This window comes from Rhodococcus sp. (in: high G+C Gram-positive bacteria) (genome assembly GCF_049299235.1).
GTDB lineage: Bacteria > Actinomycetota > Actinomycetes > Mycobacteriales > Mycobacteriaceae > Rhodococcus.
Genome location: NZ_JBAQXC010000297.1, coordinates 1 through 14,031 on the forward strand (window position 1 = coordinate 1; position 14,031 = coordinate 14,031).

13 protein-coding genes and 2 pseudogenes are annotated in these 14,031 nt (G+C 67.7%); 12 read left to right on the plus strand and 3 right to left on the minus strand.

The window, feature by feature from the left end; all coding sequences use genetic code 11:
* From WAX14_RS17855 to WAX14_RS17885, 7 genes and pseudogenes are all read left to right on the plus strand, one after another.
* Nucleotides 1-445, plus strand: a pseudogene (locus WAX14_RS17855) (4-(cytidine 5'-diphospho)-2-C-methyl-D-erythritol kinase); the annotation flags it as partial.
* 39 nt (nt 446-484) lie between these two features.
* Nucleotides 485-2,278, plus strand: coding sequence for an ABC-F family ATP-binding cassette domain-containing protein (locus WAX14_RS17860; protein ID WP_422629392.1), 1,794 nt, complete (start codon nt 485-487; stop codon nt 2,276-2,278).
* A 122-nt stretch (nt 2,279-2,400) separates the two neighbouring features.
* Entirely contained in the window at nt 2,401-3,504 is a 1,104-nt protein-coding gene (locus WAX14_RS17865; RefSeq protein WP_422629393.1) for a FecCD family ABC transporter permease, read from the plus strand.
* Nucleotides 3,501-4,334 carry an ABC transporter ATP-binding protein gene (locus WAX14_RS17870; RefSeq protein ID WP_422629394.1) on the plus strand — a complete coding sequence of 278 codons (834 nt, stop codon included), beginning with the start codon at nt 3,501-3,503 and terminating at the stop codon, nt 4,332-4,334. The genes WAX14_RS17865 and WAX14_RS17870 overlap by 4 nt, the downstream gene beginning before the upstream one ends.
* 44 nt (nt 4,335-4,378) lie before the next feature.
* Nucleotides 4,379-5,416 carry an ABC transporter substrate-binding protein gene (locus WAX14_RS17875; protein ID WP_422629395.1) on the plus strand — a complete coding sequence of 346 codons (1,038 nt, stop codon included), beginning with the start codon at nt 4,379-4,381 and terminating at the stop codon, nt 5,414-5,416.
* Nucleotides 5,413-6,189, plus strand: a complete 777-nt coding sequence (locus WAX14_RS17880) for a class I SAM-dependent methyltransferase (protein ID WP_422629396.1) — start codon at nt 5,413-5,415, stop codon at nt 6,187-6,189. The genes WAX14_RS17875 and WAX14_RS17880 overlap by 4 nt, the downstream gene beginning before the upstream one ends.
* Before the next feature lie 133 nt (nt 6,190-6,322).
* Nucleotides 6,323-6,751 carry a DUF6069 family protein gene (locus tag WAX14_RS17885; RefSeq protein ID WP_422629397.1) on the plus strand — a complete coding sequence of 143 codons (429 nt, stop codon included), beginning with the start codon at nt 6,323-6,325 and terminating at the stop codon, nt 6,749-6,751.
* A gap of 24 nt (nt 6,752-6,775) precedes the next feature.
* Here the strand turns inward: WAX14_RS17885 and WAX14_RS17890 are convergent, their stop codons facing one another.
* Nucleotides 6,776-8,296 carry an acetyl-CoA acetyltransferase gene (locus WAX14_RS17890; RefSeq protein ID WP_422629398.1) on the minus strand — a complete coding sequence of 507 codons (1,521 nt, stop codon included), beginning with the start codon at nt 8,294-8,296 and terminating at the stop codon, nt 6,776-6,778.
* Between the two features lie 94 nt (nt 8,297-8,390).
* Here WAX14_RS17890 and WAX14_RS17895 point away from each other — a divergent pair, with 94 nt between their 5' ends.
* From WAX14_RS17895 to WAX14_RS17910, 4 genes are all read left to right on the plus strand, one after another.
* A complete protein-coding gene (locus WAX14_RS17895; protein WP_422629399.1) occupies nt 8,391-8,999 on the plus strand; it encodes a TetR-like C-terminal domain-containing protein in 609 nt (202 codons plus the stop codon).
* A gap of 143 nt (nt 9,000-9,142) precedes the next feature.
* On the plus strand, nt 9,143-9,625 hold the full coding sequence (locus WAX14_RS17900) for a nuclear transport factor 2 family protein (protein ID WP_422629400.1): 483 nt from the start codon (nt 9,143-9,145) through the stop codon (nt 9,623-9,625).
* Nucleotides 9,622-10,053 (plus strand): VOC family protein, encoded by a 432-nt coding sequence (locus tag WAX14_RS17905; RefSeq protein ID WP_422629401.1) that lies wholly within the window; start codon nt 9,622-9,624, stop codon nt 10,051-10,053. The genes WAX14_RS17900 and WAX14_RS17905 overlap by 4 nt, the downstream gene beginning before the upstream one ends.
* Nucleotides 10,054-10,108: 55 nt before the next feature.
* Nucleotides 10,109-11,149 carry an enoyl-CoA hydratase/isomerase family protein gene (locus WAX14_RS17910; RefSeq protein ID WP_422629402.1) on the plus strand — a complete coding sequence of 347 codons (1,041 nt, stop codon included), beginning with the start codon at nt 10,109-10,111 and terminating at the stop codon, nt 11,147-11,149.
* A 75-nt stretch (nt 11,150-11,224) separates the two neighbouring features.
* Here WAX14_RS17910 and WAX14_RS17915 read toward each other — a convergent pair whose 3' ends face one another.
* Together WAX14_RS17915 and WAX14_RS17920 are read right to left on the minus strand one after the other, a co-directional pair.
* Nucleotides 11,225-11,845, minus strand: coding sequence for a hypothetical protein (locus tag WAX14_RS17915; RefSeq protein ID WP_422629403.1), 621 nt, complete (start codon nt 11,843-11,845; stop codon nt 11,225-11,227).
* Nucleotides 11,846-11,938: 93 nt separating this feature from the next.
* Nucleotides 11,939-13,612 carry a peptide chain release factor 3 gene (locus tag WAX14_RS17920; RefSeq protein WP_422629404.1) on the minus strand — a complete coding sequence of 558 codons (1,674 nt, stop codon included), beginning with the start codon at nt 13,610-13,612 and terminating at the stop codon, nt 11,939-11,941.
* Nucleotides 13,613-13,793: 181 nt separating this feature from the next.
* On the opposite strand from WAX14_RS17920, the pseudogene WAX14_RS17925 reads away from it, so the two are divergent.
* Nucleotides 13,794-14,031: pseudogene (locus WAX14_RS17925) on the plus strand (long-chain fatty acid--CoA ligase); the annotation flags it as partial.

The window sequence follows — 14,031 nt, forward strand, 5'->3', positions numbered from 1 at the left end:
GTTGGTGCCGGTGCTGTCGCGGCACACCTTCCACTGGGTGCTCGCACTCGCCAAGGACGGACTGTCCACGCCGGTGGTGTTCCGCGAACTCGACCGGCTCCGCGCCGAGGGCGACCCGCGCCGGGTCGGCGGCACCGACGAGTTGCTGCACGCCCTCACCGACGGTGACCCACACGTGGTCGCCCCGCTGCTCGGCAACGACTTGCAGGCCGCGGCGCTGTCGCTGAACCCGGCGCTGCGCCGCACCCTGCGTGCCGGCGTGGATGCCGGGGCCCTAGCCGGAATCGTGTCCGGCTCCGGCCCGACCTGCGCGTTCCTGTGCGCCGATGGGGACGCCGCGGTCACCGTGAGCGCCGAACTCGCCGGTGCCGGCGTGTGCCGCACGGTGCGCGTCGCGTCCGGTCCGGTACACGGCGCTCGCGTCGTCGGCACCTCCCCCCACTGACCCGCTCGATCCCCGAAAAACCGGAAGGCTCTGCTCCGCGTGGCGAATCTGATCAACCTCGAACAGGTCTCGAAGTCCTTCGGCGTCAAGCCGCTGCTGGACTCGGTGTCCCTCGGCGTCGAGGAGGGCGAACGCATCGGTGTCGTCGGCCTCAACGGCGGCGGCAAGACGACGATGCTCGAGGTGCTTGCCGGGCTCGAGGAACCGGACTCGGGGCGTGTCAGTCGCGTCGGTGGCCTGCGCCTGGCCGTGGTCACCCAGCGTGGCGTGTTGCCGGCCGGCGCGACCGTCGGCGACGTGGTGCTCGGTCCGCTCGGAGTCGCCGAACACGAATGGGCAGGCGACGCCCGGATCCGTTCGGTGCTCGCCGGGATCGGCATCGACAATCTGGGGCTCGACGCGGTGGTCGACGGGCTGTCCGGTGGCGAACGCCGCCGGGTCGCGCTCGCCGCCGCGCTCGTGCAGGACCTGGACCTGCTGGTGCTCGACGAGCCCACCAACCACCTCGACGTCGAGGGTGTGCAGTGGCTGGCCGAGCACCTGTTGTCACGGCGCAGCGCACTCGTCGTCGTCACCCACGACCGCTGGTTCCTCGACACCGTCGCGACCCGCACGTGGGAGGTTGTCGGCGGCAAGGTCGAAAGCTACGACGGTGGCTACAACGACTGGATCTTCGCGCGGGCCGAGCGTTCCCGCCAGGCCGACGCGATGGAGGAGCGGCGCCGCAACCTCGCCCGGAAGGAACTGGCCTGGCTGCGGCGCGGTGCGCCCGCCCGCACATCCAAGCCGAAGTACCGGATCGACGCCGCCGAGGCGCTGATCTCGAACGTGCCCGCGCCGCGCGACTCGGTGGCGTTGGCGTCGTTCGCGAAGCGCAGGCTGGGCAGGATCGTGATCGAACTCGAAGACGCGTCGCTCACGACGCCGGACGGTCGCGAACTCGTGCACGATCTGACGTGGCGGCTGGGGCCGGGGGAGCGGATCGGTCTCGTCGGGGTCAACGGTTCCGGTAAGACGACACTGCTGCGCACCCTCGCCGGGGAACTCGAACCGGCGTCGGGCCGTCGCGTGCAGGGTAAGACCGTCGAGATCGGTTGGCTACGGCAGGAACTCGACGACCTGCCCACCGATATGCGAGTACTCGAGGCAGTGCAGGATGTCGCCGAGCGAATCACCTTGGGCGACAAGGAAATGTCGGCCGGTCAGCTTGCCGAACGGCTCGGTTTCACGCCGGCGAAGCAGCGCACCCCCGTCGGTGACCTGTCCGGCGGTGAGCGTCGACGGCTGCAACTGACCCGGGTGCTCATGGCCGAACCCAACGTTCTGCTCCTCGACGAGCCCACCAACGACCTGGACATCGACACCCTGCAGCAGCTCGAGGATCTGCTCGACGGCTGGGCGGGCACGATGGTCGTCATCAGTCACGACCGGTATCTGATCGAGCGCATTTGTGATTCGACGTGGGCGCTGTTCGGCGACGGCGCGCTCACCAACCTTCCCGGCGGCATCGACGAATATTTGCGTCGACGCGCGGCCCTCGGTAGCGGTGGCGCGCCGTCCGTGGCGTCGACGATCGGCCGGTCCGGCACGGACGACACCGCCGTCCCGAAGCGCGACGGCGCGGCCGAACGTGCCGCCCGCAAGGAACTGGCGCGGCTGGAACGGGCGGTCGCGAAGTTCACCGAACGCGAGGAGAAGCTGCACCAGCAACTCGCCGACGCCGCGACCGATCCCGATCGCCTGCAGAAGCTCGACGCCGAATTGCGGCAGGTGGTCGCGGAGAAGGACGCGGCCGAGGAACAGTGGATGGAACTCGCCGACGAAGTGGGCTGACGCCCCCGTGTGCCCTTTGGGCCCCTCTCAGGTCCCAATGGGCACACGGGCGGCGAAGCCGCATGTGCGGTACTGATCACCTAATGGTTCCGCACATGCGGAGACCGTGATATTCCTACCGTGTGACGGGAGTTGCCGACGGGAAACGAGTCGAACAGCCGGTTGCGGCAGCAATGACAATGCCGGACGGGGTGCTCCGCGGACATCGGCACATCCGCGTCACCCTGCTGACACTGGCACTCGCACTGATCGTCGCGATGCTGCTGTCGTTGTCTTTGGGTCGCTACGCGATGCCGTGGAACGAGGTAGTCCACGCCCTGTGGGGCAGTCTCGTCGGCGACGCCGGGGTCGCCGGATCTCAGCAGCATGCCGTGCTGTTCGCCGTTCGCATCCCGCGGATCCTCATGGCGGTGCTCGCCGGAGCGGCACTCGCCGCTGCCGGCGCCGCGTATCAGGGACTGTTCCGAAACCCGTTGGTCTCACCCGACCTGCTCGGAGTCGCCTCCGGTGCTGGTGTCGGAGCGAGCCTGGCTCTGCTGTGGTCCTGGCCCAACATCGGCGTACAGGCACTCGCTTTCGGCTCCGGACTACTGGCGGTCACGCTGGTGTTGTCCTTGGGATCGGCAGTGAGCCGCTACTCCGGCGGTGGCGTCCTCGTTCTGGTACTGGCCGGCATCGTCGTGTCCTCACTGTGCTCGGCGGTCACCTCACTCATCAAATACCTGGCACCCGAGGACGACAAACTCCCCGAGATCACGTTCTGGCTGATGGGGAGTCTCGCCCGCAGCGGAGGCTGGACCAACGTGTACCTGCTCGCAGGTTCCCTGCTACTCGGCGGCATCCCCCTGCTTCTACTGCGATGGAAACTCAACGTGATGACCTTCGGCGACGACGAAGCCGAGGCGATGGGTGTCGACACCCGGCGGGTTCGGCTCGTCGTCATCGTGTGCGCCACCCTGATCACGGCGACCGCGGTGGCATTGTGCGGGGTCATCGGTTGGGTGGGGTTGGTCATCCCGCACCTGTGCCGCTTCGTCGTCGGACCGAACTACCTTGCACTGTTGCCCTGTTCGATGCTCACCGGCGGACTTTTCCTGCTCGTCGTCGACGACGTGGCGCGCACCCTCACCGCCGGTGAGATCCCGCTCGGTGTACTCACCGCCATCATCGGAGCCCCTGTCTTCATCCACCTGCTGTTCCGGGGTCGTCGGACGTGGACGACATGAATATCGAACTCGACGACGTGACCTGCGGATACGGGAACAAGGTCGTCATCCGAGGTTTCACCGGAGTTGTCCCGGCCGGTCGCGTCACGTGCCTGCTCGGTCCCAACGGCGTCGGCAAGTCGACCCTGTTCAAATCCACGCTGGGGGTGCAGCCGTTGCTCGGCGGAACTGTACGGGTCGGCGGACGTGACATCGGGCGGATCGCCGCGTACGACCGCGCCAGGCTCGTCGGCTATGTGCCGCAGAGTCAACAGAACCCGTTCGCGTTCCGGGTGCTCGACGTCGTCGTGATGGGCCGGACCGCACGGCTCGGGCGTTTCGGCAGTCCAGGTCGTAGCGACCGCGTCACCGCATGGGAATCGCTCGACTCGCTCGGCGCCGCAGACCTGGCGAACAAGGCGTTCGGCGAACTATCGGGCGGCGAACGACAATTGGTGATGATCGCGCGGGCTCTCGCCCAGGAACCGGCGTTCATCCTGCTCGACGAGCCGACCTCGAGCCTCGACTTCGGCAACCAGGTCCGGGTGCTGCGCGAAATCCGGAGACTCGCTGAATCCGGTATCGGCGTGCTGATGACCACACATGCCCCTGACCATGCGTCGCTGTGCGGCGGCGATGTGGTCCTGCTACGCGGCGGCGCCGACCATCTCGCAGGCAGCGCCGAAGACGTCCTGACCGCAGCGAACCTGGGCGCGGCATACGGCGTCGATGTGGAAGTCACCCACACCGTGCGGGACGGCGTCGTGATCGTGCAGTGCCGGCCGCTGCTGGAATCGCCGTCCGATCGGACCGCCCGGAAATCCCCTCCCATGTTCGACAACGAAAGGTGAAGTCACGATGAAGACGGCTCTACACCGACCGGGCACGACACGGCGTGCGCTGTCGGTGGCTGTTGGCGGGTGCGCTGATCACGCTGGCCGGTGCCGGCTGCGGCTCCGGCACGGACAGCGGCGAGAATCCGGCCGCTGCCGGGGCGCGCACGCTCACCGACCAGGACGGCACGACCATCGAACTACCCGCGCATCCGAAGGTGGCGGCATCGATCGGGGCGTACGCACAGATCATCGCGCTCGTCGGCGGCGAGAATCAACTGGTGGCGTCGATTCCCGGGCTGTCGGACATGTTCCACACCGTGTGGCCGGACGCCAACGCTGAGGGTTACGATTCGTCCAACGTCGAGGAGGTGATCGCGTCCGGAGCGGACGTGATCGTCGGCCCCTCGTTCACCGACGAGGAGAAGACCCAACTCGAGGCTGCCGGTGTGGAGCCGTTCGTCATCGACACCTTCGCCAGCGTCGACGACATGAAGAATGTGGTCTCGCTCATCGCCGACGTCGTCGGGGGGACCGCGCCCGAGGTCGCCGACGAGTTCGCCGCCTACTACGACGGCAACATCGAGTACGTTCGGGAGCGGACCGCGTCCGTCCCGGCTGATCAGCGGGTGCGGCTGCTGAACCTGCGTATGAACGCCGGGGCCTACAGCACCGTCACCGGCGCCGATATCTCCGCAGCCTACGCCACCGCTGCCGGTGCCGATTTCGTTTCACAAGATGTTACTGCGGAAGGTATTTCGACTCCGATCGACGCCGAGCAGGTCATCGCGTGGGCGCCGCAGGTCATCTTCACGATGGGTACCGACACCCGCGAGGCGATCGTCGCGGACCCGGCGCTCGCAACGGTACCCGCCATTGCCGACGGGAAGGTGTTCGTCGAACCGGCGGGTACCTACCCGTGGAGCGTCCGGTCCGCGGAGGGGGCACTTGCACCGCTGTTCCTGGCGACGATCCTGTACCCGGAGATCTTCACGGAGTTGTCCCTCGCGGACGAGACGAAGGAGTTCTATCAGCAGTTCTACGACTACACGCTGACCGACGACGAGGTTGCGTTGATCCTGGCGGGATCACTCTGGTGAGCGGCGGACCCGGTTCCGGAATCGACTGGGACGTGCATGCTCCGATGTACACCATCATGTCGGATCTCGAGGCCGACGCCACCGAACTGCAGGTCGGCGTGATCCCGCTGCTGTCGACGGACACCGTTCTCGATATCGGCTGCGGCCCGGGCAGGGTCACGATCCCGGTCGCTCGCCGGGTTGCGCGCGTCACCGCCCTCGATTCGTTTCCGCTCATGCTCGACGCCTGCCGACGTCGCGCTGCAGAAGCGGGTGCCGACAACATCGACTTCGTCGCACTCGACTGGCACGACGCCCGGCCTGGCGTCAACCTCGACCGTCACGACGTGGTGATCTGTTCCCGCACAGCAGCTCTCGGTGATATAGAGCGGGTTTCGGAGTTCGCCACCCGGATCGCCGCAGTGATCACGTGGGCGAACGCCCCGAGTATCCCGCCGATCCTGGACCGACTGTTTGCCGACACCGGAACCGAGGAACTGTCCGCGTCCGGTCGTCCTGACCGCAGCCAGGGGTACAAGCAGTTGTTCGGCACTGCCTACGACCTGGGATACGAACCCAACGTGGCGGTCGTTCCCGACGGTTTTACTCGTACCTACCCGGATCGGGAGCACGTGTACGACCATCTGCGCCCGCTGCGGCCGATACCGCCGGGGCGGGACGCGGAACGCGCGTTCCGGGCGAACATCGATGCGTTCACTGTCGAGAATCCGGATGGCACGGTCACTTTCGAGGTGACCACCCGTTCGGTCGTGCTGTGGTGGCAGGTGGGCTGACGCCCCCGTGTGCCCTTTGGGCCCCTCTGGGGTCCCGAAGGGCACACCGGGGGCGAATCCGCCTCTTGACCTCGAGCCGACTCGAGGTCGCACGATGGGTCGCGTCAGCAGGCAACACCCATCAGGAGGAACGATGTCCACAACCGAAACATCCAGTCCCTCAACAGTTCGGTCGCGATCGTGGAAAACCGGTCGGCCCGTCGTCGTCGCCGCGGCGGTCGCGACGGCACTCGTCGCCAACCTCATCCTGTGGCTGATCGGCATGGCTGCGGGTGGGTCGTTCGAGCACATCGACGCCGGCGTGACCGTCGGTGCGGCGCCCGGTGGCGTGGTTCTGATGACTGTGGTTCCGCTCGGTGTCGGCCTCACGGTCGCGGTTCTGCTCGGCCTGTGGTGGCACGGGTTTGTGCGGATCGCTCAGGTGGTGGGGGCACTACTGCCGCTCGCCACGATCACCGGAACGCTGTCGGCCGGCTTCGACCCGGCCAGTACCGTGACGTTGATCCTCATGCACGTGGTGATCGCCGCCGTGGCCGTCGTCGCGTTGGGAAAAATGCGCTGACGCCCCCGTGTGCCCTTTGGGACGTCAGAGGGACCCAAAGGGCACACGGTCGGCGAAGCCGCACTCGAGCACGCCGCCTGCGTCCACGACGTGCACGGTGCGCCCGATGATGCCAGGTCCGGCGGCGAGGATGGCGGCGCCGGCGGGGTCGGTGTGGCCCGCGACGCGGCGGCCGTCGGGAGTGAGGCCGACGAGGAATCCGATGTCCGGACTTCCGTCACGTCCGAATTCTGCTGCTGCGGTGACGACTTCGACCTCGCCCTGATAGTCGAGGGCGACCTCCGGTGCGGTCGCCGCGAGCAGGACTGGTTCCGGGTCGCCGATGTAGCCGTCGGTGTGCGGCGCGGCGGCGAGGACGACGGTGTGCTGGTACGTCAGGCATCCGCCGTTGCCGTGCACGAGGGCGAGTTCGTCCCCGGCACGCAGTCGCCGCGCGACCGCGACGATCGAGTGCAGCGTGTAGCTGTTGAGCGGTCCGCCGAAGAACGAGTGTCCGCCGGTGACGCTGGGCACGGTCTCACGCGGTAGCCCGAGTTGTTCGACGAGCAGTTTCGGCACCACGGGGAAACAGCTGTATGCGTCGACGATGTCGAGGTCGCCTGCCGTGATGCCGGCGCGGGACAGGGTGCGGGCGAGCGCGTCGGCGAGCGCGGCGGAGTGTCCGAGGTCGGCGCGGGCGAGCACGTCGGCGGGTTCGGTCGCGCCGGCTCCACCCCACACGTAGACGAGTCGGTCGTCGTCGATACCGAGGTCGCGGGCGACGGCGAGGGAGGTCACGACCACCGCGGCGGCCTGGTCGACGAACGGCATCGCGTTGAGCAACAGTGGATACGGGTCGGTCACCATCCGGTTGCGGGGACCGGGGGTGGCGATATCGGACGCGGTGCGCCGGTCGGGGTTCCATGCCGCCGGGTTGTTCGCGGCGAGGTCGGAGAACGCGGCGTACAACTGAGCGGACCACGCGAGGGAATCGTCGTGGCTGTGACCTGTGTCGAAGCTGAGCCGGTTCTCGAACAGCGGGTACACGCGGGTGGGTGCGATCATCCCGGCGCGCTGCATCGTGGCACTGCCGAGGTCGTCCGGGCCGAACGCGGGCGGCCCGCCGGGTGCGGTGGTCCAGCCGAGCGCGGTGGGGTCGATTCCTGCCTTGGCGGCACCGGTGACCGATGCCTGTGATTCGCCGCCGACGAGCAGGGCGATCGTACTGGTTCCCACCGCGATGTCGTGGGCGATCCGGTCGAGCAGCGACGCGGGCCAATGACCGCCGATCGGGGTGGTGGAGGTGTGTCCGGGGGTGGCGCCGAGGCGGGCGGCGAGCAACCCGGGCAGGTCGTCGTACGCCCAACTGGCGGTCCGGACAGCGCGGATGGTGTCGATGCGCGCGGCCAGGGCGGACGGGTCGACGATCCCGGTGTCGGCGAGAGCCGCGGTGGTGGCGTCGTGGATCAGCTCGAGTGGCTCGCGGGGTTCGGCGGGGGACCCGGCTCGGCCCGACCGTAGGTCGCCGACGCCGATCAGGACCGGTATCCGGGTGGGGTCTGCCATCACTGTCCTTCGGGAACGTCGTGTCGAACGGACCGAGATTAATACGGACTGGCTCAGTCTGTAAATCCGGGTCTCGTCTGGCACACTGCGCGATGTGACCGACCTTCCCCGCCGCGGCAGACCCCGCGACGCAGACCTCGAACGCCGGGTGTACGACGCCGTGCTCGAGGTGTACGCGGAGACGAGTTGGCGCGGCTTCACTCTCGATGCCGTGGGTCGCTGCGCCCGGGTGGGTCGTGCCGCCCTGTACCGCCGATGGAACTCCAGGGACGATCTGCTCGTGCAGGCGCTCGAGGCACGCAGCCCGCTGCCCGACCCGATCGACACGGGCAGTCTGCGCTCGGACCTGATCGAACTCGCGCGTCAATTGCTGCGTGGCTATCGCACCACCGCCGGCCTGGTGAGCCTGCGGGTTGCTCTCGACGCCAGGGTCCACCCGGAGTTGCTCGCCCGGCTCACCGACACGCTCAATCGCAGCAGGGTGCTCGCGGCACGCACCATCGTGCACCGCGCGATCGCGCGCGGTGAGGTGCCCGCGGGCACTTCGGTGACGCTGCTGCTCGAGATGATCACCGGCGCAGTGCTCGGTCGTGTGCTGTTCGCGCTCGGCGTGCCGGTGACCGCTGCCGAGGACGACGCATACGCGGAGTCGATCGTCGATGCGGCCGTCCGGGCGTGTGCTCTTCCCGATACGAACCGGTGACACGAACCGGTGACGCGTCCGATCGTGGCGTAACCGAACTGCAATCGAAATGATCGGCGTGGCTCCGAAACCGATGCCGCCCGACGGTGATCCGGGATAGCCTGGCAGGCGGGTTCCAACAGTGGTCGTACGGGAGGTCGGCGATGGATCTGGACGCCGTCAACGCGATCGAGCGGATCAAGTACCGCTACGCCCGGACGCTCGACCTCAAGGAGTGGGGGGCGTTCGCGGACACCATGATCCCGGACGCCACCGCCGTCTACGGCGAGCATGTCAGTTTCGAATCCCGGGACGCCTTCGTAGGGTTCCTGGCGAACACGTTGGGAACGCACGTCGTCACCGAACATCACTGCAGCCACCCCGAGATCGACTTCGCCGCGGACGGGCGGAGCGCCACCGGAATGTGGCTGCTCGCCAATACCGTCGTCGTTCCCGAGGACGGAATGCTGCTGCGTGGATCGTCGTACTATCACGACCGGTACGTGCTGTGCGACGACGGGCAATGGCGGATATCCCACACGTCCTACGAACGGAACTGGGAGACAGTCGTTTCCCTCGACGACATGCCGAGCTTCCGGATCACGTTGAACCATTCGGATCTGCTCGAGGTACCGCGGGCGTCATGACGTTCGACGGGGTCGACTTCCCCAGGCCGGGAGCGTTGCCGTACCTCACGGTCTCCGATGCGCATGCGGCAATCAACTGGTACGTAACGGCATTCGGTGCGGAGCTCGCCGGCGACCCGGTGACGATGGACGACGGTCGCGTCGGTCATGCAGAACTGAATTTTCCGACCGGCATGGTGTATGTCGCAGAAGAGTTCCCCGAGATGGGACTGACCGCTCCCGAAGCAGGTGCGACCTCGGTGAGCCTGATGGTCCCCGTGGACGACACCGATGCCGTTCTCGCCCGTGCCAGAGAGGCGGGCGGTATCGTAGAGCGCTGGATCACCGAAAGCCACGGCAACCGCAATGCGACGCTGCTCGACCCGTTCGGACACCGTTGGCTGCTCGTCGGCCCGGTCACCGGGAGCCGGCCGGGCGACACGGGATAGGCCGAAGGGGCGGCGCATCCAGTCGGTGTCGGCGGCGCCCGGTAGGCTCCCGCCCGTGGCAGAACCGTCCTACATCCGCACCCGTGTCGCCAATGGCGTCGGCGAGGTGGTGCTCGATCGGCCCGCGGCGCTCAACGCCCTGGACAGTTCGATGATCCGTGACCTGTACACGCCGTTGTTGCGGTGGCGCGACGACCCGGCGATCACCGCGGTCCTGATCACCAGTGCCTCCGACCGCGCGTTCTGCGCGGGCGGAGACATCAAGTCCGTGCGGGATTTCGCGCTGGCCGGCGACACCGGCCGGGTCCGGGACTATTTCGCCGAGGAATACCGGCTCGACGAACTCGTCGCGACCTACCCGAAGCCCTATCTGGCGTTGCTCGACGGTGTCACGATGGGCGGTCGGCTCGGCATCTCCGTGCACGGTGCGGTGCGGGTCGTGTCGGAGAAGGCGCTGCTCGCGATGCCCGAAACCGCGATCGGCTTCATACCCGATGTGGGCGCGAGCCACTTCCTGCCGCGACTGCGCGGCACCACCGCCCGCTGCGACGCGGTCGGGATGTATCTCGCGTTGACCGGTGCCCGCGTCACCGCAGGTGATGCACTCGCGGTCGGGTTGGCCACGCATTTCGTGCCGAGCGACCGCATCGGTGCGCTCGCCGAGCGTATCCGCGCCGGCCTGTGGCACGACGCCCTCGACGAGTTCGCCGAACCGGCCCCGGCGTCTGCGCTTGCCGAACGGTTCACCGACATCGAGCAGGTCTTCGGCGACGGGACGGTCGCCGACATCGTCACCCGGCTCGACGACGACGCGCTCGGTGACGCCACGTGGGCGGCGCAGGCTCGGGAAGCGCTGTTGGCACTGTCGCCGACGAGTCTGTACGCGACGGCAGAACTACTGCGCCGGGGCGCCGAAAGCACCTTGAGCGAGTGCTTCGCCCGGGAACTCGACGTCGCCGTTCGGATCAGCGCCGAATCGGATTTCGCGGAGGGGGTGCGTGCCGTGCTCGTCGACAAGGACCGCGACCCGACGTGGTCGCCGAAGTCCATCGACGACATCGACCAGGCAACGATCGCCGGGCTGTTCGGCAGCTGACACCACCGGGTGATGGGAACCATCATTCGGCCTGGCCGGCTGAAGATTCCCATCACCGGGAGCACGCCGTGACGGTCAGCGGGTGGGACGCTGCGGGGCCTGAAGGTCGACGACGATGGGTTGTCCGCCGAGGGTCGCGTGGATCTCCGGCTTCTCGAGACCGCCGGCGAGCAGGTATTCGCCGAGCATGCTGAGCAGTTCGTCGTTGTCGACTGTCGGATCCGATGCCAGACCCCGGTGGTTCCTTGCGGCCAGTTCACTCTGTGCGAGTCGCGCGGCGATTCGCACGGACGCCTGCCCCATCGAGTTGCGGCGCGCCGGACCGGCCGCCTGGCCGCTCGCCGACGACAGACTCGCGGCGAGCTCGGCCGAGGGCACGGCGGCGATGCCGTTGGTAGCGGCAGTCGTGCCGTTCGTGCTGGTGCTGCTCACGAGGGAGGTTCCTTCCGTAGGGGTGCCGGCGCCCACCCCGCCGGCCGGGTTGCGATCGGATGCGTGACTGCCGGCTGTGGTGGTGCCCGCGCTGCTTGCCGTCGCGGTGCTGTTCGCCATCGGAGTGCTGCTCGGCAGCGGGGCGCTCGGGAGCGGATAGATGAAGGTACCCGAGCGTTTCGGCGAATCGGTCCGCTTGGTCGCGTCGGCCCGTCCGCGCGCCGCAGTCCCGCCGGGCTCGGCGGCCGAGGTGTTGTCGGTCATCACTGCTCCTCGGAATCCCCCGAGCCAGCGTCAGCTCGACGGCTCAGGAAATTACCAGTATTCGACGTCACATGCACTACCGCGGTACCGATTTCAGTCGGTGGCGGCGACGAGCGGTTCCAGTGTCAGGTCGGGCAGTTCCTTCTGGATGTACTGCAACCGCCACTTGTCGGTGACCAAGGCGAGCAGGACGCCGTCCGAGCGGGTGAACACTTCGACACCGCGCTGCCGGTTCAGCTCGTCCATCGATGCCGCATCGGTCCGTCGTGCCAGCGCGTAGCCGAGCGGTTCGATCCGCGGTTCCACGTTGTACTCGGCTTTCATCCGGGCCGCGACGACCTCGAACTGCATGGGGCCGACAGCCGCCATCACCGGCGAGGCGTCGCCGCGCACGTCGTTGCGCAGAATCTGTACGACGCCCTCGGAGTCGAGTTGATCGACGGCCTTGCGGAACTGCTTGTACTTGGATGCGGCATCGACCCGCAGGGTCGCGAAGTGCTCCGGTGCGAACGACGGGATCGGCGGGAACTCGACCTTCCGGTCCACGAACAGGGTGTGTCCGGGTGCCAGAGCGGTCGCGTTGACCAGGCCGACGACGTCACCCGGATAGGCCGACTCGACCGTGGACCGCTCGCGGCCGAACACGGTCAACGCGTACTTGGTGGTGAACGGCTTGCCGGTCTGTGCGTGCGTGACGACCATGCCGCGTTCGAAGACACCCGAGACCACCCGCATGAATGCGAGGCGGTCGCGGTGCGCGGTGTCCATGCCGGCCTGCACCTTGAAGACCACCGCGCTGAACGGGTCGTCGACATTACGGGGAACGTCGCCGATGTCGATGCGGGCGCGCGGTGGTGGCGCCAGCGCGACGAGGGTGTCCAGAATCTGCCGAACCCCGAAATTCAGCATCGCCGAGGCGAAGATCACCGGTGACGTCTGACCGGCGAGGAACAGTTCCTGATCGTGGTCCTGGCCGCTCGCCGACAGCAGTTCCGATTCCTCGGCGGCCTCCGCCCATGCGTCGCCTTCGCGTCCGAGCGCATCGTCGGAGGTCAGATGTTCTTCCGGGGCGATCTTCGCGCCGCCGGCGGTGCGGGTGAACTTGATGTATTCGTCGGCGATGCCGTCCTCGCCGCGTCGCAGCAGACCGCGAAAGTCGCCGGCAATGCCGACGGGCCAGAACAGCGGCGTCGGCGTCAGCCCGATCCGCTCGTCGATCTCGTCGAGTAGTTCGAGGGGTGCGCGACCCGGGCGGTCCCACTTGTTGATCACGGTGATCACCGGGATGCCGCGGTGACGGCACACCTGGAACAGTTTCAAGGTCTGTGGTTCGAGGCCCTTCGCGGCATCGATGAGCATCACCGCGGCGTCGACCGCGGTGAGAACCCGGTAGGTGTCCTCGGAGAAATCCGAGTGCCCCGGGGTGTCGACGAGGTTGATGACGTTGCCGGGATCGTCGTCGTCGGCGGTGGACTCGCTGGGCCGGTAGTTGAACTGCAGGGCTGTGGAGCTGACCGAGATGCCGCGGGCCTTCTCCATCTCCATCCAGTCCGACACGGTCGATTTGCGACCGGCCTTGCCGTGTACCGCGCCTGCCTCGGAGATCATCCTCGCGTGCAGTGCGAGTGCCTCGGTGAGCGTGGACTTACCGGCGTCGGGATGGGAGATGACGGCGAATGTGCGGCGCCGACCGGCCTCCGCGCGCACTTGCTTGGACGTGACGGCGGTGCCGGTGTCGCTGCCGGCCGAGGCGGACGGAGTACTCAACGCGGAACTGACCTCTCGGAAGGGGAGTTGGGGATGCGGGTATCGCAGGCAACTCGTCCATGTTACTCGGCGATTCGATGTCGTTTTCCGTCAGATTCGGTCACGTTTGCCGCGACGGCGTTCCGCACGGGTGCCGGTGCGGGGACTCTGGATCGCAGACCACCGGATCGAGGAGTTTCCCGTGAGCAGATTCACCGACGAGATGTATGCGACGGCGTCGACCACGAATCGCGCGCTGATCACCGGCGAGCCGGCCGAACCGTTGCGGCAGACGTGGGGGGAGATCCACCGGCAGGCCCGGTGCATGGCGGGGGCGCTTGTCGCCGCCGGCATCGGCCACGGCGACGCGGTCGGTGTGCTGGCGGGCGATCCCGCCGACATCGCCCCGGTCTGTCAGGCGATCTGGATGCGCGGCGGCA